This is a genomic window from Neobacillus niacini, from assembly GCF_000759675.1.
Classification (GTDB): domain Bacteria; phylum Bacillota; class Bacilli; order Bacillales; family Cytobacillaceae; genus Neobacillus; species Neobacillus niacini_A.
In genome coordinates, this window is record NZ_BAWM01000152.1 from 63,115 (window position 1) to 83,329 (window position 20,215).

The window sequence follows — 20,215 nt, forward strand, 5'->3', positions numbered from 1 at the left end:
TAAATGGGGAAGAAGTAATCTTCCCTCATTTTTTTGGCAAAACAAATTCAAATGCTAACTCTTTAAGTTCCTGTCCACGGATGTCATATACGGACATTTTAATTTTCTCTTCTAATAAATCTAGAATCACATAAGTTTTTTCGTAGCGTTCCCTTGGCATGCGTATGCTCCCAGGGTTCAAGTACAGGGTACCACCAATAACTTCGGCACCTAAAACATGAGAGTGTCCGAAACAGGCGATATCTGCACCAACCTCTGCTGCCTTGTATTTTAAGTTCATTAATGATGTCTTCACTGAATACTTGTGACCATGAGTAATAAAGAACTTACGTCCAGCAATCTCAGTTGTTGTTTCTAATGGATAGCCGCCAAAGTCGCAATTTCCCATCACGGTCAAATAACCATTTATCGCTTTATCGTCAGCCATTAACTCAGAATCCCCACAATGAATCATTAAATCTACTTCGTTCAGGTGCCGCTCCCTTAATACCTCAAGCTCTTTCGTTAAACCATGGCTATCACTTACAACAAGAACTTTGCTCATGATTATTCCGCTCTCTCCACAATAGAATCTAGGATACCTTCAAGCTTTTTCAATGCATTGGCTCGATGACTTATTTTATTCTTTTCATCCGAAGATAGTTCTGCCATTGCGCAGCCTTTTTCTGGCACATAAAAGACGGGGTCATAACCAAATCCATTTGTTCCCGTTGGTTCCGCGAGAATTCGACCTTCACAAGTTCCCGCTACAGTGATGGTTTCTTTTCCAGGCAACGCTACTGCAAGAGCACAATAAAAACGAGCGGTACGATTTTCTTCAGAAACATCCTGTAATTCATCCAGCACCTTTTCAAGATTGTTCTGATCATTCTTTGGCTCACCTGCATACCGCGCTGAATAAATTCCAGGTCTGCCCTCTAGTGCGTCCACTATTAAGCCGGAATCATCCCCAATCACCATTTTATTCAATTGCTGCGAAACAGCTTCTGCTTTTAAGGTGGCATTTTCTTCAAAAGATTTTCCTGTTTCTTCTACATCCTCTATTTCAGGATAATCAAGCAGCGTCCGGACTGCTATCCTTCTTGGTGCAAAAATTTGTTCAAATTCCCTAGCCTTACCTGGATTTTTGGTTGCTATTATAACTTCCTTCATCTTCGATCCCCTTATTTCTTACGTCTTGCTTCAATTTTTGACGTTATTTCTTCCCCTAAAGCACTTTTTTGATGTTCAAATAGCTCCATCAGCCCTTCTTGAGCTGCACCTAATAGGTCCTGCAGCTGTTGGTAAGAGAACGTAGATTCTTCGCCTGTCCCTTGTAATTCTACAAATTCGCCATTTCCCGTCATCACAATATTCATATCCACTAGTGCTTTAGAATCTTCTGCATAATTTAGATCAAGAACGGTTTCGTTATTTTTTAAAATTCCAACACTCGTAGCCGCCAAGTAATCTGTAATCGGGAACTTCATTCCCTTTTTTTCTCCAAGTCGATTTAGGGCGATGGCCATCGCTACAAATGCTCCTGTAATGGAAGCAGTCCTTGTTCCGCCATCTGCTTGAATGACATCACAATCAATCCAAACCGTTCTTTCACCTAATGCAGATAGATCAACGATAGCTCTCAGAGCGCGTCCAATTAATCGCTGAATTTCCATCGTCCTTCCGGTAACCTTCCCTTTTGAAGATTCACGAATATTTCTTGTTTCTGTTGCTCGCGGCAGCATGGAATATTCTGCTGTTATCCAGCCTTTGCCTTCTCCGCGCATAAAAGGTGGAACTCTTTCCTCGATACTTGCTGTACAAATTACCTTTGTATTCCCCACTGAAATAAGGACAGAGCCCTCCGGGTGCATTAAATAACCTGTTTCAATATGTATGGGTCTTAATTGCAGTCGTTCTCTACCATCAACACGCACAACTGTTTCCTCCTTATGGATGGGTATACCACTCCCACCGTTTCTCAGACAATCAAAAAAATCAAATAAAGAAGAGGAAGCCTAAAGGCAACCTCCTGTGATTATCACTATATAGTATATCAAAAATTAATTTTTAGAAACTACCTGTATTGACTTTTTCTGGACGAGTGACCGGTTCAGATAATTTTTCTCCCTTATCGTTGACCAGCTCTGCCTTGCCATCTACCGTAACCGCAACACTTTCAATTCCCTTTTGTTCAGTCAATGAAAGTACAAGAGCGTTTAATAAATGTTCAGAAACAATTTTTTCTTCAAAGCTTCCATAGATGGATTCATTAAAGTTTAAAGTAACTTTTCCAGCTTCAATTTTCGGTACTTCTAGAAGTTTTACGTCAGGCATAAACTCTGAAGCCAAATTAGATTTTGTATCTGGTCCTTTTACCAGTTCATTAACCACTGCAACGATATTATTCTTTTCGCTCGTGTTAACCCGTTTTGTAACAGGTACATAATAATATGCTCCTTCTTCACCGCCGATATAATAAACTGTCACTGGCTTTGTGTTCGTAATATCCGTAACACCGGCAGTATCAAGATTGATACCTGTAGCTCTTGATAGATTCTCACTTATCGGTGTTCCATTTACAGGCATTTCCGTTAAATCATGACCATTCATTTGAAGCTTTACCTTTTCCACTGTATCAAATTGTGTGAGTGTCCAGGTTACGGCTTCAAGGATCTTTCTTTCATCCTCAGGCTGATAGTTTTTAAACTCCTTCGAGAAGTCGACCACTGCAACGCCATCTTTAATGTTAACGGAAACTTGAGTTTCTTCTGGTAACACAGCTCGGAAATCATTAGGCAGCATATCTGTAACTGGACCATTCGCAACTAAGTATTGTAAGGCTTGCGTCGCTACAGAGGTTGTTTTCGGCAATGTTAATGTTTGTGGTACAACTAAGCCATCTTTATTAATTAAGTATAACTCTGTTTTCACTGAACCTTCGACTTCTTCATTCTTACCGGTGGTTTCCTTAGTTGGGTTTGTATCGGTTACTGTAACCTGTTTTGGTGGATCCACTTTTTTCTGGACTTCTTTACCAAACAAACCGCACCCCGATAATAGAAGTGTTGAAGCAAAAACAGCGGTAACAAGGGGTTTTACTTTATTTTTAGACATTTTTTTCCCTCCTAAGACAGTTTGTACTAATATGTATACGAGCTTATTCAACTAAATAGACCGTCTTTAGAAAAGAAAATTGGACATTCTTTCATTTATTTTCCAAAAAAAATAGCCCCTTTAATAGGAACTTAATTATAATTTAATCTTTTTAACATTATTAATAGGTACTTCCAGCCACTGAGAAGCAATTTTTGAAAAGATATACCGTGACCCGGTCGTGTAAAATTCATGTTCCGGTTCATTCTCATCTGTATCGAGTATATTGTTATACTGGAGAATAGCACTAATTTCCCTTGCTGTTTCATCCCCAGAACTGATGACATTCACAGTTTCACCCATCACTTTTTGAATAAGCGGTTCAAGCAATGGATAATGGGTGCATCCGAGGATCAGTGTATCTAAATTTTGATTTTGCAAAGGTTTTAACGCTTCGTTGACAATTCTTTCAGCAATCTCCCCGTCATATTCACCACTCTCAACGAGAGGAACGAATTTTGGGCATGCTTGTCCTGTAACATATAATCGGCTGTTAAGTGCTTTTAACGCTTTTTCATAGGCACCGCTTTTAATGGTTCCTTCTGTACCTATAATCCCTACTCGATAGTTCTTTGTACGCTTGATAGCCGTACGTGATCCAGGATAAATAACTCCAATCACTGGAATGCTTAGCTCATGTCTAATCTCATCCAGGACAGCTGCCGTTGCCGTGTTACAGGCAATAACAAGCATTTTTATGTTTTTTTCTAGTAAAAATGTAGTTAGTTCCCAGGTGAATCTTTTTACTTCCTTTAGAGGTCTCGGACCGTATGGGCATCTTGCAGTATCCCCTAAATAAATGATTTTTTCATTAGGAAGCTGTCTCATAATCTCTTTTGCAACCGTTAATCCACCAACTCCGGAATCAATAACACCAATTGGTTGTTTCAAAATTCTCGCCTCTTTTTTAACGCATATCTTGATGCAGTTTCATTAAATTGCTTTGAAGTTGTTGAATTTCTTCTAATGAGAAATTTGTTAAAACTTCCTCTAAGTAAACTTGACGTTTCTTTATTACTTCATCTATTATTCTTTCGCCTTCTTCAAGTAAGTGAATTCTGACGACACGGCGATCCTTAGGATCCTTTACCCTTACAACCAGTTGGTTTTTTTCCATCCGGTCTACAAGGTCAGTTGTCGTACTGAAGGCCAAATACATTTTGGTGGACAACTCTCCAATGGTCATATCGCCATCTTCAAAAAGCCACTGCAGTGCCACAAATTGCGGTGGGGTAATTTTATAATGACTAAGCATCTCTCTACCTTTTTGCTTAACAATTCCTGAAATATAACGTAAATCTTTTTCTATTCTAGCGACAATTTCCACACTAACCTTTTGTGTATCTTCAACAGTCATTCTATAACACTCCTATATGTGGCTTCCCCTTGCCTTGTTTTCGCAGACATTACCGGTCTTCCATCTTGCTCTTATTTTCTACTTTTTTCGATAAAATTTCAAGTTGAAACATATTACAAAGCAAATTCATTTTGAGCATATGTATTTATCCAAGTCTACGACAAATAATTATTCTTCAAATTCCTTATAAAAACATGAACCGGCGTCCCGAAGGATGCCGGTCATGATTAAAGTTCTAGCTCTCCCATACGAAGGAGCTCTACAACCGCTTGTGAACGCCCCTTTACACCAAGCTTTTGCATGGCATTGGAAATATGATTTCGAACCGTCTTCTCGCTTATAAATAATTCACCAGCGATTTCCTTAGTAGTTTTATCCTGTACTAAGAGTTCGAATACTTCTCTTTCACGTTTGGTGAGTAACGGCTTGTGAGTATATTCATTCTCCTTCAAGTATTGTGACCCTCCTTGCCTTCGCCAGTTATGAACCGTGGGGTGGGTATATATTTAGTCACGATATCATATGTGAATGACACATCTAGAGTGACTAGAAATGCTTTAAGGAGAATAATTTTGTGAAAAAAGATTAATAAAAAAAGTCCTTATGTAAAAGGACTTTATATTGGTTTAGCATAAAGGATATAGCGTTGTGGGGCGTTACCTACAAAACGGAATGGATAACACGTGATAACAATTAATTCTTCGTTCGAATTTTGCAGGGTAATGATGGTTCTATCATCCGCATCAACAATCTTTGTACTGGTTAATTCATATTTAAATTTCCCATTTGGCATTTGCACCTCAAAGAGATCTCCCGGCTCCAGCTCACCTAACCACCTGAAAACAGTATCACGATGACCAGATAAAACAATCTGCCATTCTCTCCAGGAAAGAAAGAACCTTTGTAATGTCCTACACCTTTTTTCAAATCATTCGGGTCAGTACCTTCAACAATTGCCAGTTCAGATTTAATCTTCGGTATCGTCAGTAGTCCGACTGTGTCACCAAATTTTGGAGGGACAATTTTTTGTGGGTTTTTAAAAGGTTCTTCTTCATCATAATTTGACTCGGCCTGTGCTACTATTCTTTTAGCTTCTTTTAGTGAAGCATCACTCATAAAATTAGTCTCAACGATTTGCCAAACTCCGATTCCAATGACAACTAATCCTGCCAATATTATTAATAACGGAAGCTTTTTCACCCTCATATATCATCCTTTTTCCAACTTTGAAAAGATCTTACTATTAGTATACCAAAAGGCAGTTTAATGGTCCTAGCCTATAGATAGAAAAACCTTCTTTTCATATTAGAAAAGAAGGTTTTAAGAATCATAATTAGATCTAGCTACGCATTGTCGCTTCCGAAGAAGTTTCTAAATGCTTGGATCGTTGTATCACGATTTAATGCTGCAATTGATGTAGTTAATGGGATTCCTTTCGGACATGATTGGACACAGTTCTGTGAATTACCACAGTTAGCTAGTCCGCCATCACCCATAATCGCTTCTAAACGCTCTGACCTATTCATCTCACCAGTTGGATGAGCATTGAAAAGACGAACCTGTGATAATGGCTGTGGTCCAATGAAGCTTGAGCTGCTATTTACATTTGGACATGCCTCAAGACAAACACCACAAGTCATACATTTTGAAAGCTCGTAAGCCCATTGGCGCTTTTTCTCTGGCATACGAGGACCAGGTCCCAAGTCGTATGTTCCATCGATTGGAATCCAAGCTTTTACTTTCTTTAATGCATCAAACATTCTGCTGCGGTCAACCTGAAGGTCACGCACAACTGGGAATGTTCTCATAGGCTCTAAACGGATTGGCTGCTCAAGTTGATCAACTAGCGAAGAACAAGATTGGCGCGGCTTACCGTTAATAACCATTGAACATGCTCCACAAACTTCTTCGAGACAGTTACTATCCCAAGTAATAGGGGTAGTAGTTTGTCCTTTTGTATTGACAGGGTTTCTTCTAATTTCCATTAAAGCAGAAATTACGTTCATATTTGGACGATACGCAAGTTCAAACTCCTCATCATAAGGAGCAGAATCAGGGCTATCTTGACGGGTAACAATAAATTTTACTGTTTTATTTTCAGACATGCTTTTCTACTCCCCCTTACTTTTTGAGTAATCGCGTTTACGTGGCTGAATCAATGAAACATCTACTTCCTCGTAGTGGAAAGCAGGAGCAGATGAGCTATCAACAAATTTCGCCATTGTTGTTTTTAAGAATTCCTCATCATTACGGTTAGGGAACTCAGGTTTATAATGAGCACCACGGCTCTCATTACGGTTGTAAGCACCAATTGTCATAACACGAGCTAATTGAAGCATGTTCTCTAACTGGCGAGTGAATACTGCCCCTTGATTACTCCATTTAGATGTATCATTGATATTGATATTTTTATATCGCACTAAAAGCTCTTGGATTTTTTCATCTGTTTTCAATAGCTTGTCATTAAAGCGAACAACTGTAACGTTATCCGTCATCCACTCACCAAGCTCTTTATGAAGTACATAGGCATTTTCTGTACCACTTAATGACATGATAGAATTCCACTTATCTTCCTGTTCTTTTACATGACGGTCAAAAACAGTTGAAGAGACAGCGTCAGAACTCTTTTCAAGTCCTTTAATATATCTTACAGCATTAGGTCCAACGACCATTCCACCGTAAATCGCAGAAAGTAATGAATTGGCACCTAAACGGTTAGCACCATGCTGTGAAAAATCACATTCTCCAGCAGCAAATAGTCCTGGAATGTTTGTCATTTGATCATAGTCAACCCAAAGCCCACCCATTGAATAGTGAACAGCAGGGAAGATTTTCATTGGAAGTTTACGTGGATCATCTCCAGTGAACTTCTCATAGATTTCGATAATTCCTCCAAGCTTAACATCCAATTCATGTGGATCTTTGTGAGAAAGATCGAGGTAAACCATGTTTTCGCCATTAACACCTAGTTTTTGATTTACACACACATCAAAGATTTCACGTGTGGCAATATCACGCGGTACAAGGTTTCCGTATGCAGGATATTTTTCCTCTAGGAAGTACCATGGTTTTCCATCTTTATATGTCCAAACCCGGCCGCCTTCTCCACGTGCTGATTCACTCATTAAACGAAGCTTATCATCTCCAGGAATGGCAGTTGGATGAATTTGGATCATCTCACCATTTGCATAATATGCACCTTGTTGATAAACGATTGATGCTGCAGAACCAGTATTAATTACAGAGTTCGTTGTTTTTCCGAAGATAATTCCAGGACCACCAGTTGCCAAGATAACGGCATCCCCAGCGAAGGATTTGATCTCCATAGATGTTAAGTTTTGTGCCACGATTCCGCGACAAACACCATCGTCATCCACAACTGAACCTAAGAATTCCCAGCCTTCGTATTTTGTAACTAATCCAGCTACTTCGTGACGGCGAACCTGCTCGTCCAACGCATATAGCAGCTGTTGACCTGTTGTTGCACCAGCAAATGCTGTACGCGAATGCTGAGTACCCCCGAAGCGACGGAAATCTAATAGTCCTTCTGGAGTACGATTAAACATAACTCCCATCCGGTCCATTAAGTGAATGATACCAGGTGCTGCCTCACACATTGCCTTTACTGGAGGCTGGTTGGCTAAGAAGTCTCCGCCATATACGGTATCATCAAAGTGAATCCATGGTGAATCGCCTTCACCTTTTGTATTTACTGCTCCATTCATACCACCTTGGGCACAAACGGAGTGGGAACGTTTAACTGGAACAAGTGAAAATAATTCTACTGGTGTTCCTTCTTCTGCAACTTTGATGGTTGCCATTAAGCCGGCTAAGCCGCCACCAACTATGATCACCTTACCCTTACTCATTATGACTCACTCCCTTAATCCAAAAAATCCGATATTTTTCAACACAGAGTATGAAGTTATTTTTAAACAAAAGCTAAAAGTGTTCTAATTCCTACAATTGAAAGGATTACAAAAACACCAATTGTAAAATATGTAGAAATTACTTGAGAACGAGGGGAAACTGTAATACCCCAGCTAACAAAGAATGACCACAATCCGTTTGCAAAGTGGAAAATAGTTGAAATGATACCAATCAGATAGAAACCAAACATGAATGGTGAAGATAGGATATCTGCCATCATGTCATAGTTAACATGTGCACCAAATGCTGCTGCAACGCGAGTCTGCCATACGTGCCATGTAATAAAGATTAACGTAATGACACCTGATACACGCTGTAGTAAGAACATCCAGTTTCTGAAATAGCCATATTTCCCGGCATTGTTTTTTGCGGTAAAAGCAATATAAAGGCCATAGATTGCATGAAATAAAATTGGTAAATAAATAACTACTGTTTCTAGGATAATTCTAAAAGGTAGGTTCCCCATAAAATCTGCAGCTTTGTTAAAGGACTCAGCCCCTCCTGTAGCAAAATGATTGACTACAAGATGCTGCAATAGGAATACTCCGATTGGAATTACTCCAAGTAAAGAATGCAATCTTCGATTCAAAAACTCTCGATTCCCCGCCATAATTAACCCCCCTTGAATTTTTAAAATGATGTTAAGCCTTTTTTAAATGTCCTTTTAAATACAATTCCTAAACTTAGCACCACTGTGACAATTATGTGACATGTCCATTTTACTCCCATCAGCATAGAGCGTCAAGAAAACGGATACACAAAACTTTGATAAAAATAAAATTTTTAAAATATATTGATATTATAATAAATTATTAGTTTTATTTGTTAAAATGGAATTTTCTTGCATTAAATCCAGTAGAATTACAATGAAAAATTAAATTTAGTCCATACTCCATGATTTTATTTGGGAAACATAATTATGATGAAAGACAGGCTATCGTATTGCAAAATAACAATCCTTCACCACTCTAACGCTTTACACTATATTCCATAAAAAGTGTTCTTAACTTAAAGACGTAATTGTATATAATAGAATGGTAGAAAGAGGGGAAGAAAAATGAATGAAAGTACTGCCGTCGAACTTAATTTACAATCGAATGAACCAAGAAATATTTCTCTATTTGGTTATGAATTAATTAGGGAATTCATATTGCCAGAGATCTTAGGAAAAGACACACCCGAAATCCTTTACTGGGCTGGAAAACGACTAGCGCGTAGTCACCCTTTACAAAGCCTTGATGAAATCATCGAATTTTTCACAAGAGCCTCATGGGGACAGCTCGAAATTAAAAAAGAACGAAAAGATGAAATTGAATTTGAACTAGACAGCCCTTTAATCGTTTCTCGAGTCAAATCAAAAGCCGAACATTACTTCCAAATCGAAGCAGGCTTCCTGGCCCAACAAATCGAACTCCAAAAACAAGTCATTGCCGAAACCTTCGAACACCCAGTAAAAAAAGCAAACAAAGTCCAATTCACCGTCAAATGGGATCGTAAAGATACTATTTAGTCGGTGCCTGTCACCAAGGTGACACCTAAAAGGTGTTCACCTCTCGTGGACACTGTCCACCTCAGGCGGACACTTTGGATAAAAGCCTTCCTTGGAGTTTCCTCCAAGGAAGGCTTTTTCATTTTTATTTTTTATTATGCTTCGCTATTTAGGCCAAATGCTTGGTGTAGTACTTCTACTGCTTTTAGCATGTGTTTTTCTTCAACAACTGCTGAGACTTTGATTTCTGAGGTGCTGACCATTTTAATTTGGATCTGGTTTGCTGCTAGAACTTCAAACATTTTAGCTGCGACCCCTGGATTCGATATCATTCCTGAACCAACGATGGACACTTTAGCCAGTTTATTTTCGGCGTCAAGCTGCTCATAGTTCAGTACATCCTTGTTATCTTCAAGAACATTTAAAGTCTCTAGGAGGTCCTCCGTTTTAATCGAGAAGGCAAGATTTGCTGTTTCTGCTTCTGTTGTGCTTTGGACAATGATATCTACGTTTAAATGGTTCTCGGCCAATGTTGTAAAAATTGTTGATAAACTAGTTAAAGAATTGGCAAGTCCTAACACACTCACCTTTGTAATTTCATCTTCAAATGCCACTCCACGGACTACAAGGTTTTGTTCCATTGATGCTTCCTCCTCAACTACTGTTCCTTCTACTCTCTCCATACTTGAGCGAACCTCAAGCCGTACTTGATAGTTTTTTGCAAACTCTACCGCTCTAGGGTGCAATACACCTGCCCCTAAATTAGCCAGCTCAAGCATTTCATCGTAAGACACGGATCGTAATTTACGTGCGCTCTTCACATATCTTGGGTCACTGGTGAAAACCCCGGTTACATCAGTATAAATATCACATTTATCAGCTTTTAATGCAGCTGCTAGTGCTACCGCTGTCGTATCTGAGCCGCCTCGGCCTAGAGTTGTAATCTCACCATTTTCTGTAACCCCTTGGAAACCTGCGACAATTACCACTTTACCTTCAACAAGTTGCTTATTTACAGCTTCTGTATTTATCGTTGTAATGCGGGCATTCCCATGGACAGGCTCAGTGACAATTCCAGCCTGCCACCCTGTAAACGATACTGCAGGCAGATTCTGCTCATTCAATGCCATTGACAATAGGGCGATCGTTACCTGTTCCCCTGTGCTTAACAGCATATCCATATCCCGTTTATTTGGCTGTCCAGAAATTTCTTTCGCTAGATTCACCAGCTGATCGGTTGATTTTCCCATTGCTGATACAACCACTACAACCTGATTCCCCTGATCAGTTTCAGCTTTTACCCTCTGCACTACATTTAGAATTCTTTCTACACTTCCAACCGAAGTACCGCCAAACTTTTGTACAATTAAACCCATCTTTTCCCCTGCTTTCAGTTATAGGTTTAGCTATCATTATATTTTTCCCCGCAAAAAAAATAAAAAGCAATGAGAGGGCATCTCATTGCTTGAATACACAAAAAAATTCTGCGTCTACAATGTAAGATAGCTCTCCAAGACAATCGTCTTGACAATCCGGCATTTATTCAATACAGGACCAGAAAAGAAAGAAATGAGACTTTCTTCACTTCGGCGAACATCCCCTTTCATGATTCATCACTGAAGCTCATCCTTCTCCGAATCATTACTATTGAAGCTCGCACCTCTACCTTCACTTCAGTATTAAAAAGTGATAGTAATATAATTTTCACTCATTATAGCATAGTGGCATTTTTCTGACAATCACTAGGATTGAAGTTTTTTAATTAATTCCTCCGCTACAGGGGCTGGAATTCCGATGGCTCTAAACTCTTCAAATGTGGCTTCTTTCATTTTCTTAACCGAACCAAATTCTTTTAACAACTGCTTTTTTCGTTTTTCACCGACACCTGGAATGTCATCCAGCAATGATTGAAATGCGCTTTTTCCCCGGGTTTGGCGATGAAAGGTAATCGCAAAACGGTGAACCTCATCTTGAATTCTTTGTAATAAGTAAAACTCTTGGCTGTTTCTTCCAAGCGGGATAATTTGAAGTGGATTGCCATATAAAAGCTGAGATGTCTTGTGCTTATCATCCTTCACCAATCCAGCCAATGGAATATCCAAGCCAAGCTCGTTTTCTAGGACATCTCTGACAGCCTCCACATGTCCTTTTCCACCATCAATAATAATGAGGTCCGGAAGTGGCAATTCCTCTTTTAATGCCCTTGAATACCTTCTTCTCGTCACTTCACGCATGGATTCATAATCATCAGGTCCCTTGACCGTTTTAATCTTATACTTACGATATTCACGCTTATTTGGCTTCCCATCGATAAAGACAACCATGGCAGATACAGGGTCTGTCCCTTGTATATTTGAATTATCGAAAGACTCAATTCGGTGAGGGGTATAAATCCCCATAAGCTCTCCAAGATTCTCAACTGCTTTTATGGTCCTTACCTCATCCTTTTCAATTAGCGAAAATTTCTCATTCAATGCTATTTTTGCATTTTTGATTGCCATTTTAATCAGGTCTTTCTTCTGACCACGCTGCGGCTTTATGACTTTAACTTGAAGAAGCTGTTCTGCTAGATTTAAGTCAATTTCATCCTGAATCAGAATTTCCTTTGGCTTAAAATGATTGGATTTTTCGTAAAATTGGCCAAAGAAGGTGAGAATTTCTTCTTCTGGCTCATTGTAAATTGGAAACATGGAAACATCACGTTCAATTAGTTTTCCCTGGCGTACAAAGAAAACTTGAACACACATCCAGCCCTTATCGACGGCATAGCCAAATACATCACGATCAGTAAAATCTGTCATTGTGATTTTTTGCTTTTCCATAATGGTTTCAATATGAATAATCTTGTCGCGGAATTCTTTCGCACGCTCGAAATCCAATTCTTCAGAAGCACTGGTCATTTTTTCAGTTAGTTCTTTTTTTATTTCTTTAAATCCGCCATTGAGGAAGCGGGTGATTTCGTCGGTCATTTGTTTGTATTGCTCTTCGTGAACTTCATTTACACATGGCGCCAGACACTGTCCTAAATGGTAGTACAAACAAACCCTGTCAGGAAGGGTCGAGCATTTCCGTAATGGGTAGATTCGGTCTAGAAGCTTTTTCGTTTCATTTGCGGCCATAACGTTTGGATACGGACCAAAGTACTTTCCTTTATCCTTTTTGACTTTTCTAGTAATGATTAGTTTCGGATGTCTTTCCGCTGTCAACTTAATAAACGGATAGGTCTTATCATCCTTTAGCATCACATTATATTTGGGATCGTATTTTTTAATTAAATTTAATTCGAGTAACAGTGCTTCGATATTAGATGAGGTGACGATATATTCGAAGTCCTCAATCTCATTGACGAGTCGAAACGTTTTTCCGTCATGTGATCCGGTAAAATATGACCGTACGCGATTTTTTAGTACTTTTGCTTTTCCTACATAAATGATCGTTCCCTGACGGTCCTTCATCAAGTAGCAGCCAGGCTGATCAGGCAGCAGTGTTAATTTTTGTTTGATAGTTTCATTCATTCCCGACTACTCCAATCCGTCAATTTTAGTCTATCTTAAAATTTTATAGCAAAATAGCCATAAATTAAAGCGTAGGTATTTGGTAAATAAAAAAACCGGAAAAAATCCGGTTTTTTCAAAAGACTGACAGTTAAATAAAAAGAATAAGTTCATTATACCTTATTTAATTTTACTTGTAGTGGTAAACTTCCTTCTTCATCAAAAATAATAAGTTCATTTTCCTGTTTTAAGATACTTGTAGGTATTTTATATTCTTCTTGAGGTCCGATTTGCCAGTATCGTCCTAAACAAAAACCATTCACCCAGAAAGTTCCTTTTGATAACCCATCTAAACGTATCTTCACTTTTACATCATCAGTAGATTGCAATGATGTTGTAAATGTGGTTTTATACCAACATGGTCTGACCTCGTCATTACTTAATAGATGATCAATCCTTTGCCATTCGTTCGGTTCGGTTAAAAGAGCAGCGCTTTGCATTTTCCAATGTTCTATCTGATTTTCTTCCTTGTATAAATAAAGCTTTAATTTCGAAATTCCTTTGAGCCCCTGCCCATCAAATTCAAATTCATTAAAGCCATCATTTAAGAGATGACCTACATCAGCCACTCCATATGGTGCATCAAAACGATTCCAAGCAGTTTCGTTCGTCATGAGCATGACTGGCACCCCGTCATTCAAGCTCAATCTTTGAAGTCCTTCTCCAACAAGTATGGCTTTCTCGAAGCCTTGATCATTGACAAATTCCTTCAAAAATGAAATTCTTCCCTCGATTTCGGGAACATTTCTTAATGAATGTGTTTTACCGATACCTTCCACTTTCCAGCCATCTAATAAGTCAACCACAAGTCCATCAAGACTAGGAGACTCACTTATTCCCTTCGGTTCCCCTAAAGCTTGTGTGAAATTGTAGCGACCCATATTTTGAACCAAGAAGCGGATGCTATTATTGCCTTTTTCAACAGGAAGCTCGATAGAAGCTGCCCCTAAATCATTCACAAGTCCTATATATTGATTGTTAAGGAATACTCGTGCTGGATCTTCAATTCTTGGGAAAATTAAAGTTTTTTGACCAGTTTCGTTCGAATCAAACTGTGCAGTATACGATAAATACCCACTCCATTGTCCAAATGAACTAAAGTTCAGCGGTTTAACTGATTCCTTGCTCATCGATTCATCCATTTTTTCTGGCGCCTGATACCAATCTGCTAATGAAAATGTAACCTCCCCTTCGGGATCAATGACTTCGCCATCATTCTCCACCGTCTTTCGATCGTTCACGATGATTTCAAAACACTCATTTTTACAATCCTTAATGGAAATTACCTGCGGTTTTGACCCGTGAAATAATGTAAATTGCAATTCCCCACCACTTAGCTTTTCGTAACGCTGCGGATATGGGCAGGAAATCGAGAGTTCATCAAAATCTTTTACTTGTAAAACTAGTGAGGATTGCTGCCCTGTTTCATGGTAGACAGTACCAACATTATTTGAAAAACCTGTTGAATATGCAGTTAGTGCTGAAATCTTCACTGTTTTGCCCGCTAATTTTCCTGCTTTCATATTCTTTACGACAGGTAAAATTCCATCTGGCTCAATTGTAATACTGAGTTGATATTGATCCTCTGGGCTATAAAGGTTGTGAATTGCACGCTCCGATTTCGAATTTGTAAGAAACGTAATACTTCCAGCTTTAGTCTGTACTGTTTTGCCTTGCAGCCCTTCAGGTAGTGCGGTACACTCATCAATAGTCGCAGGATTTGTTAATACCGGTTCGACCCAATCAATAAAGCTGTGAACTCGTTTGATTACCTGATACTTTGGTGTTTCTTGCAAATACTCGGTTAGGGGTGCATCATAATCATACGATGTGATCATAAATGTATGTTCACCAATCGTACGACCGCCCCAATGGTCAAAATTCGTTCCTCCGAAAAACATATAATAATTGATGGCTGTAAAACCTTCCCGCAGCAATTCATATAAAGTTTTTTCTAACATACCTGCTGTCTTTTGATTTGCTTTCGGCCCGCTCCATTGTTCAAACCAACCAACCCAAAATTCAAGAACTCCTTTTGGTTGGCCTTCGAATCTCTCATCTAATATTTTTGCATGATCCGCTGCATGAGACCAAAAGTTCCGGAACTCAACCGCTCCTTCAACACCGCCATAACAAGTTACTAATGGAACATTAATCCCTCTTGTAATGAGTCCGTCTCGTAAATATTCCATATACTTTTTATCAGGTTTTCCAAGTGCTTGAAACTCATTTTCAACTTGAACCATAATTACTGTACCTGAATTAGTGATCAAATGGGGAAGAATCCGCGGTACTAATTCGTCAAAATACAGATCTACATAGTGTAAAAATGGTTCATGATAACAGCGGTATTTCATGTTTTCCTTGGAACTCAGCCACCATGGCAGACCACCGAAATCCCATTCCGCACAAATGTATGGCCCTGGTCGCAGAATGACATACAGATTTCTTTCTTCACACTTCTTTAGGAAAGTTCCCAAATCTTTATCGTTTGCAAAATCCCATACACCTTCTGCCTCTTCATGCCAATTCCAAGGAATATAAGTTTCAATACAATTACAGCCTGCTTTTTTTACTTTATCTAGCAGTTCATCCCACTCTGCACGAGGCAGGCGAAAATAGTGAACAGCTGCTGACTTGATGAAAACCCGATTCCTATCAATAATCCAGCTATTTTTATCAAATTGAATACTCGCCATACTGGCTCTCCCTTTCTATTACCTCTTTTTGTTCTTCTACATGAGCAAATACCTTCAAAGCTGTTTTCGTTACAATAAAACAATACAAGCTTCCGCTAAAGAAAAATAATGAGCCAGGAAGCAGCAATAAGATGAATCCGATGACCGCACCGGAAGCAATCATGATGAATGTTTGGATTGGGTATGTAAAAGTTAATAAGAATGCTGTTTTTATATATTGAAAAAATGGTAAGTCATAATGGACATAGAGTGGTATGAAATATAGGACAACGGCCAAAAATACCAGCAATAATCCGACAGATAGGATTGACAATAGCATAAATGGCAACCCATCTAAGGATTGAAATAACATGACATCCATTACAAAAACAGCACCAACAATCAATAATAAGTAACCGTAAAGATTGGCTTTCACAAATTCATCCTTATATTTATTCCAAAACAAGCTAGAGATCGATACCTGTTCCTCTTCCCTAATTAGTTTTCGCATTACCGCAAACATGGCTACAGTCGCTGGCATTATACCGATTAAGACAAAGCCTAGTAGAGAAAACAAAATCCATAAAATGTTTGTATAAGCAATCAGCATGACTTTCTCTGAAATTCGATAAATCCCTGAAAGCATTCCTTTCATTTCCATCATATTTCACCTATCTTTTCGGTTATATTTGTCTCATCAGCTGGTGCTATTTAATAAGAATCACTTCTTCTTCGGCACCCTTTCTTTTTATGAGAACAATTTCTCCAAAAAGCTGAGTCCCGTCAATACAATATGACATTCGGTGCAGGGAAGGTTTTTTATGACAAACGATTATCAAATGCTCCTCATCCAGATGTGGTATAAAAATTTTAAATGCTTGTGCATCTTTCCGATCCACTATCTCTCCAAACAAATCATAAACTTCGACCGTTGTCACAGTTGGTATTGCCTTGTCACCGGCTCTCTGAGGGTATATAAGCTGCATCAAAGCTGTTGGGCCTGTTGATTTTGTTTCATAATGAACACTTTTATTTTTATCAAGCAGATTGTATTCATACGAGATATGCCCCTCCTTAACTACAGCTGTAAAAGGAGTTGAGTTTATTGGAATGAGATGGAGATTTGCTTCATTCAAATTATCTGTAAAGCAGCTATTTGTTGAATCATCTAACTTAATTTCTCCGGGTGAAAAATGAAAGTTCTGCGAAAAAGTATGTTCACCTTTACATTCAAACTCATCCACAAGCAGCCAGTAATACGGCTTTACAAAGACAATTCTTCTTCGAACATAGACCGGGTCCTTTAAATGTAGGTAACCGTCATGACTACCTTCGACATAATCAAACTGTTCATCGCTAACCCATTTCGCCATTAGTGGCGCTGCGATTTTGCCAAAGCCCCATGTATCGATACACTCTGTAAATTCAATTCCATCAACAAGGGTTGTATTATGTGCGTTTGCACTTTTTAATTCTCTTCTTACTGGATACCTGTCACTGTAATTATATCTTCCAAGATCCGTTAAAAACTCTTTGCCGTATGCATGGACGTCCAGATGAAAAAGATCCGCGTGTCCATGACCACCACCTAATTGTCCGCAATGAAAGTATAAATAAAGTGCATCCTCGTCCCATCCTGAACGCATAAAAAAGTTCCCTGAATCCTCAAATCCACCAGACAAATCCTTTGGTTTTTCTACAGGAAGATTGGTGTAAAAGTCAATTCCCTCTAACCCAAATTCCCACATGTTCTCATAATCAATGGTTGGGAAACCTCCGAATTTTAAGATAGGATCCTTTAAAAGGATGGCCGCTCGTGTAATGATATCCCTGAGGTCAAAACTGTCACTATCACCTTTCATCGGCTGATGATGATTAGGCTTAGCCATGAATAGGTCTGCATACACCATTTTTCTTGCAGCATTTATTATTAATTTATCGACTTCAATTTGATTATTTTCACTCAGGTGAATCGTACTTAAATAACATAAAAGAACTTCATTATGATACATTGGGGATTGTTCCCAGTGCATTCCATCTTTCATAATTTGAAGACGCGCGGTGATCCTTAATCGCTCTAAACTTAATGTTTGCCAAATGCTTGCCTGATTAAATTCGTTTAAAAAAATAGAAAGTTCAAATAAAGCTTTGTTCTCGATGACACCCCAATTACTAATTGCTTTCCAATTCGTAAAATCACTTGCTAGATGTTGGGCATGCTCAAATAAAGAAAGCAGCATTTTTTCAAAATTCTGTGTTGTAAAATGGGGACTATTTCTAAAATAATAATAAGCTTTAATCCAGTTACTGCTTCTTATGCCGGCATCAATCGTCCGCCATGTCAGTGATGCCGAATTAGCTTGTTTAGGATTACAGTCAATCCAGTCTGAGAGCTGTTCACAAAAGGTTTGTGCATACCTTTCATTCCCTGTTAGTAAGTAGGCTTGGCCAAGAGGGATAAAAAATCGGTGTCTGTTTAACATATACGTCCATTCTGGGTCGTCAAAAGGAATATGGCTCCAATCTATTTTTCCTTTGAATGAAACAGGGATATTTGTCCGTTCCATATCCCAGGCTTCTTGAAACACAAACACTTGATTGACGACTTGTTCAGCTACAGCGTACACACGTTCAATGTCCTTTGGATAATGGATTTTTGCAAATTCCACAAGATGTTCTATTTCATGATTGTAAAAATAAAGCTTCGGTTCTTCTCTTTTTAGAAAATGAATATTTAATAAATCAAGGGCTTCCTTGAATTTGTTCTGAATAAATGCCTTTTTTACCTCGAAAAGACTAGGATGATCTAGATTAAGCAAGTTCCAAAGTGTGCTCATAGCCTTTCCCCCTCTTCGTGGTCAATGGTAAAGTTACTCATACCAATAGCCTTTATGATTTTTCTCTAAACGCATCAAAGCCTCAAGGTAAAAGTAATCTCCCCAAATCATATAATCATCTGTTGCCAAGTTACCATGAACATGATAAGAACCATGTTTAAGTAGCCCTTCCGCATCTTTTTCACTTTTTGTTGAATAATTTTCTACAAGCGATTTCATCATCTTATGGATTGCATCTTCAAAATATGATCGATCTGGGTCGTCTTCCTGTAAATGACTGATTAATTCTAGTAGTCCACACAGCGCTATTGAAGTTGCCGAACTATCACGCGGTGTATTTCCATCAACAGGCGCACTAAAGTCCCAATACGAGACATGGTCTTCTGGTAAATGTTCAATAAAATATTTAGAAACTCTTTTTGCTGTTTTTAAATATGATAGATTTTTCGTATAGTGATAGGAAAGGGCAAATCCATAGATTCCCCACGCCTGACCACGTGTCCATGTCGACCCATTTGTATATCCTTGATGGGTTGCTCCTCCGATGGGCTCACCTGTTTCTTGGTTAAAGAAAAACGTATGATAGGAACTGTCATCACCACGAATAAGATAACGCCTGCTTTTTTCCGCTTGAGCTTCAGCGACATCCCGGTATTTAGGATCTCCTGTTTGTTCACTCGCCCAATAGAGAATCGGGAGATTAAGCAGACAATCAATAATAATCCTTCCGCCTTCTTTTTCATCGTTTTTTGGCCCCCACGCTTGCAGATACTGACCTTTTTCACGCCAACGGCTAAGCAACTTATCTGCAGCTTGTAATGTTAGTTCTCTTGCTGCCTCGTTTTTTTCAATCATCCATTGGGCTTTTGAAGAAAGCGAATACAAAAATCCAATGTCGTGATGATCGAGAACGATATTTTTATTTAGGCGATTTTGAAAACTTTCAACCGTTTTTTGCGCCTTACCTTTAAAAATAGGATCATTAGAATATTCATAACACAGCCATAACATGCCTGACCAAAAGCCATCGGTCCAGTCATCATTATCGTTCAACTCATATTTTTTGCCATTCATACTAACGTGCGGGAATAACTCACCGAAACGGCAAATATTATTCCTAGTTTTTTCTATTGCATCTTCAATCGCTAATTTCCACATGAATACATTCTCCTATTCTCTAATCCTTAATCTATTCCTAAACAATTTCTACTACCCTTATGTATTTAGTTTAAAAG

Annotated in this window: 17 protein-coding genes, 1 pseudogene and 1 riboswitch; of the genes and pseudogenes, 1 reads left to right on the forward strand and 17 read right to left on the reverse strand. The window is 38.7% G+C overall.

The window, feature by feature from the left end:
• Positions 1-25: 25 nt before the first annotated feature.
• The 11 genes and pseudogenes from TR08_RS26740 to TR08_RS26790 form a co-directional block, all read right to left on the reverse strand.
• A complete protein-coding gene (locus TR08_RS26740) occupies positions 26-544 on the reverse strand; it encodes a metallophosphoesterase family protein (RefSeq protein ID WP_045523473.1) in 519 nt (172 codons plus the stop codon).
• 2 nt (positions 545-546) lie between these two features.
• The gene (locus TR08_RS26745) at positions 547-1,152 is read right to left on the reverse strand and encodes an XTP/dITP diphosphatase (RefSeq protein WP_045523474.1); all 606 of its coding nucleotides are present in this window, start codon (positions 1,150-1,152) and stop codon (positions 547-549) included.
• Between the two features lie 11 nt (positions 1,153-1,163).
• The gene (gene rph, locus TR08_RS26750) at positions 1,164-1,916 is read right to left on the reverse strand and encodes a ribonuclease PH (protein WP_045523475.1); all 753 of its coding nucleotides are present in this window, start codon (positions 1,914-1,916) and stop codon (positions 1,164-1,166) included.
• Between the two features lie 133 nt (positions 1,917-2,049).
• Positions 2,050-3,096: a GerMN domain-containing protein gene (locus TR08_RS26755; protein WP_045523480.1), complete on the reverse strand. Its 1,047-nt coding sequence runs from the start codon at positions 3,094-3,096 to the stop codon at positions 2,050-2,052.
• Positions 3,097-3,231: 135 nt separating this feature from the next.
• The gene (gene racE, locus TR08_RS26760) at positions 3,232-4,026 is read right to left on the reverse strand and encodes a glutamate racemase (RefSeq protein ID WP_045523482.1); all 795 of its coding nucleotides are present in this window, start codon (positions 4,024-4,026) and stop codon (positions 3,232-3,234) included.
• Positions 4,027-4,042: 16 nt separating this feature from the next.
• Positions 4,043-4,492, reverse strand: a complete 450-nt coding sequence (locus tag TR08_RS26765; RefSeq protein WP_045523485.1) for a MarR family winged helix-turn-helix transcriptional regulator — start codon at positions 4,490-4,492, stop codon at positions 4,043-4,045.
• A 227-nt stretch (positions 4,493-4,719) separates the two neighbouring features.
• A complete protein-coding gene (gene gerE, locus TR08_RS26770) occupies positions 4,720-4,944 on the reverse strand; it encodes a spore germination transcription factor GerE (RefSeq protein WP_009796032.1) in 225 nt (74 codons plus the stop codon).
• Positions 4,945-5,108: 164 nt separating this feature from the next.
• Positions 5,109-5,698: pseudogene (locus TR08_RS26775) on the reverse strand (class D sortase).
• Positions 5,699-5,835: 137 nt separating this feature from the next.
• Positions 5,836-6,597 carry a succinate dehydrogenase iron-sulfur subunit gene (gene sdhB, locus TR08_RS26780; RefSeq protein WP_045523486.1) on the reverse strand — a complete coding sequence of 254 codons (762 nt, stop codon included), beginning with the start codon at positions 6,595-6,597 and terminating at the stop codon, positions 5,836-5,838.
• A 6-nt stretch (positions 6,598-6,603) separates the two neighbouring features.
• Positions 6,604-8,361, reverse strand: coding sequence for a succinate dehydrogenase flavoprotein subunit (sdhA, locus tag TR08_RS26785; protein WP_045523487.1), 1,758 nt, complete (start codon positions 8,359-8,361; stop codon positions 6,604-6,606).
• Between the two features lie 62 nt (positions 8,362-8,423).
• Positions 8,424-9,032 (reverse strand): succinate dehydrogenase cytochrome b558 subunit, encoded by a 609-nt coding sequence (locus tag TR08_RS26790; protein ID WP_045523488.1) that lies wholly within the window; start codon positions 9,030-9,032, stop codon positions 8,424-8,426.
• Positions 9,033-9,479: 447 nt separating this feature from the next.
• On the opposite strand from TR08_RS26790, the gene TR08_RS26795 reads away from it, so the two are divergent.
• Entirely contained in the window at positions 9,480-9,932 is a 453-nt protein-coding gene (locus TR08_RS26795) for a YslB family protein (RefSeq protein WP_045523489.1), read from the forward strand.
• A gap of 134 nt (positions 9,933-10,066) precedes the next feature.
• Here the strand turns inward: TR08_RS26795 and TR08_RS26800 are convergent, their stop codons facing one another.
• From TR08_RS26800 to TR08_RS26825, 6 genes are all read right to left on the reverse strand, one after another.
• The gene (locus TR08_RS26800) at positions 10,067-11,287 is read right to left on the reverse strand and encodes an aspartate kinase (RefSeq protein WP_045523490.1); all 1,221 of its coding nucleotides are present in this window, start codon (positions 11,285-11,287) and stop codon (positions 10,067-10,069) included.
• A gap of 119 nt (positions 11,288-11,406) precedes the next feature.
• A riboswitch (Lysine riboswitch) is annotated at positions 11,407-11,584 on the reverse strand.
• 69 nt (positions 11,585-11,653) lie between these two features.
• Positions 11,654-13,426, reverse strand: a complete 1,773-nt coding sequence (gene uvrC / locus TR08_RS26805) for an excinuclease ABC subunit UvrC (RefSeq protein ID WP_045523491.1) — start codon at positions 13,424-13,426, stop codon at positions 11,654-11,656.
• Positions 13,427-13,578: 152 nt separating this feature from the next.
• Positions 13,579-16,164 carry a beta-galactosidase gene (locus TR08_RS26810; protein ID WP_045523493.1) on the reverse strand — a complete coding sequence of 862 codons (2,586 nt, stop codon included), beginning with the start codon at positions 16,162-16,164 and terminating at the stop codon, positions 13,579-13,581.
• The gene (locus tag TR08_RS26815; RefSeq protein WP_052427647.1) at positions 16,145-16,804 is read right to left on the reverse strand and encodes a YesL family protein; all 660 of its coding nucleotides are present in this window, start codon (positions 16,802-16,804) and stop codon (positions 16,145-16,147) included. The genes TR08_RS26810 and TR08_RS26815 overlap by 20 nt, the downstream gene beginning before the upstream one ends.
• Positions 16,805-16,850: 46 nt before the next feature.
• Positions 16,851-18,980 (reverse strand): alginate lyase family protein, encoded by a 2,130-nt coding sequence (locus tag TR08_RS26820; protein ID WP_045523497.1) that lies wholly within the window; start codon positions 18,978-18,980, stop codon positions 16,851-16,853.
• A 33-nt stretch (positions 18,981-19,013) separates the two neighbouring features.
• Positions 19,014-20,138: a glycoside hydrolase family 88 protein gene (locus TR08_RS26825; RefSeq protein ID WP_045523499.1), complete on the reverse strand. Its 1,125-nt coding sequence runs from the start codon at positions 20,136-20,138 to the stop codon at positions 19,014-19,016.
• Positions 20,139-20,215 lie beyond the last annotated feature (77 nt).

What these genes read in the sequence shown, in the direction of transcription:
- TR08_RS26740 (WP_045523473.1), bottom strand. Translation starts at nt 544, where the DNA reads ATGAGCAAAGTTCTTGTTGTAAGTGATAGCCATGGTTTAACGAAAGAG.
- TR08_RS26745 (WP_045523474.1), bottom strand. Translation starts at nt 1,152, where the DNA reads ATGAAGGAAGTTATAATAGCAACCAAAAATCCAGGTAAGGCTAGGGAA.
- TR08_RS26755 (WP_045523480.1), bottom strand. Translation starts at nt 3,096, where the DNA reads ATGTCTAAAAATAAAGTAAAACCCCTTGTTACCGCTGTTTTTGCTTCA.
- TR08_RS26765 (WP_045523485.1), bottom strand. Translation starts at nt 4,492, where the DNA reads ATGACTGTTGAAGATACACAAAAGGTTAGTGTGGAAATTGTCGCTAGA.
- sdhB (WP_045523486.1), bottom strand. Translation starts at nt 6,597, where the DNA reads ATGTCTGAAAATAAAACAGTAAAATTTATTGTTACCCGTCAAGATAGC.
- sdhA (WP_045523487.1), bottom strand. Translation starts at nt 8,361, where the DNA reads ATGAGTAAGGGTAAGGTGATCATAGTTGGTGGCGGCTTAGCCGGCTTA.
- TR08_RS26790 (WP_045523488.1), bottom strand. Translation starts at nt 9,032, where the DNA reads ATGGCGGGGAATCGAGAGTTTTTGAATCGAAGATTGCATTCTTTACTT.
- TR08_RS26795 (WP_045523489.1), top strand. Translation starts at nt 9,480, where the DNA reads ATGAATGAAAGTACTGCCGTCGAACTTAATTTACAATCGAATGAACCA.
- TR08_RS26800 (WP_045523490.1), bottom strand. Translation starts at nt 11,287, where the DNA reads ATGGGTTTAATTGTACAAAAGTTTGGCGGTACTTCGGTTGGAAGTGTA.
- uvrC (WP_045523491.1), bottom strand. Translation starts at nt 13,426, where the DNA reads ATGAATGAAACTATCAAACAAAAATTAACACTGCTGCCTGATCAGCCT.
- TR08_RS26810 (WP_045523493.1), bottom strand. Translation starts at nt 16,164, where the DNA reads ATGGCGAGTATTCAATTTGATAAAAATAGCTGGATTATTGATAGGAAT.
- TR08_RS26815 (WP_052427647.1), bottom strand. Translation starts at nt 16,804, where the DNA reads ATGGAAATGAAAGGAATGCTTTCAGGGATTTATCGAATTTCAGAGAAA.
- TR08_RS26820 (WP_045523497.1), bottom strand. Translation starts at nt 18,980, where the DNA reads ATGAGCACACTTTGGAACTTGCTTAATCTAGATCATCCTAGTCTTTTC.
- TR08_RS26825 (WP_045523499.1), bottom strand. Translation starts at nt 20,138, where the DNA reads ATGTGGAAATTAGCGATTGAAGATGCAATAGAAAAAACTAGGAATAAT.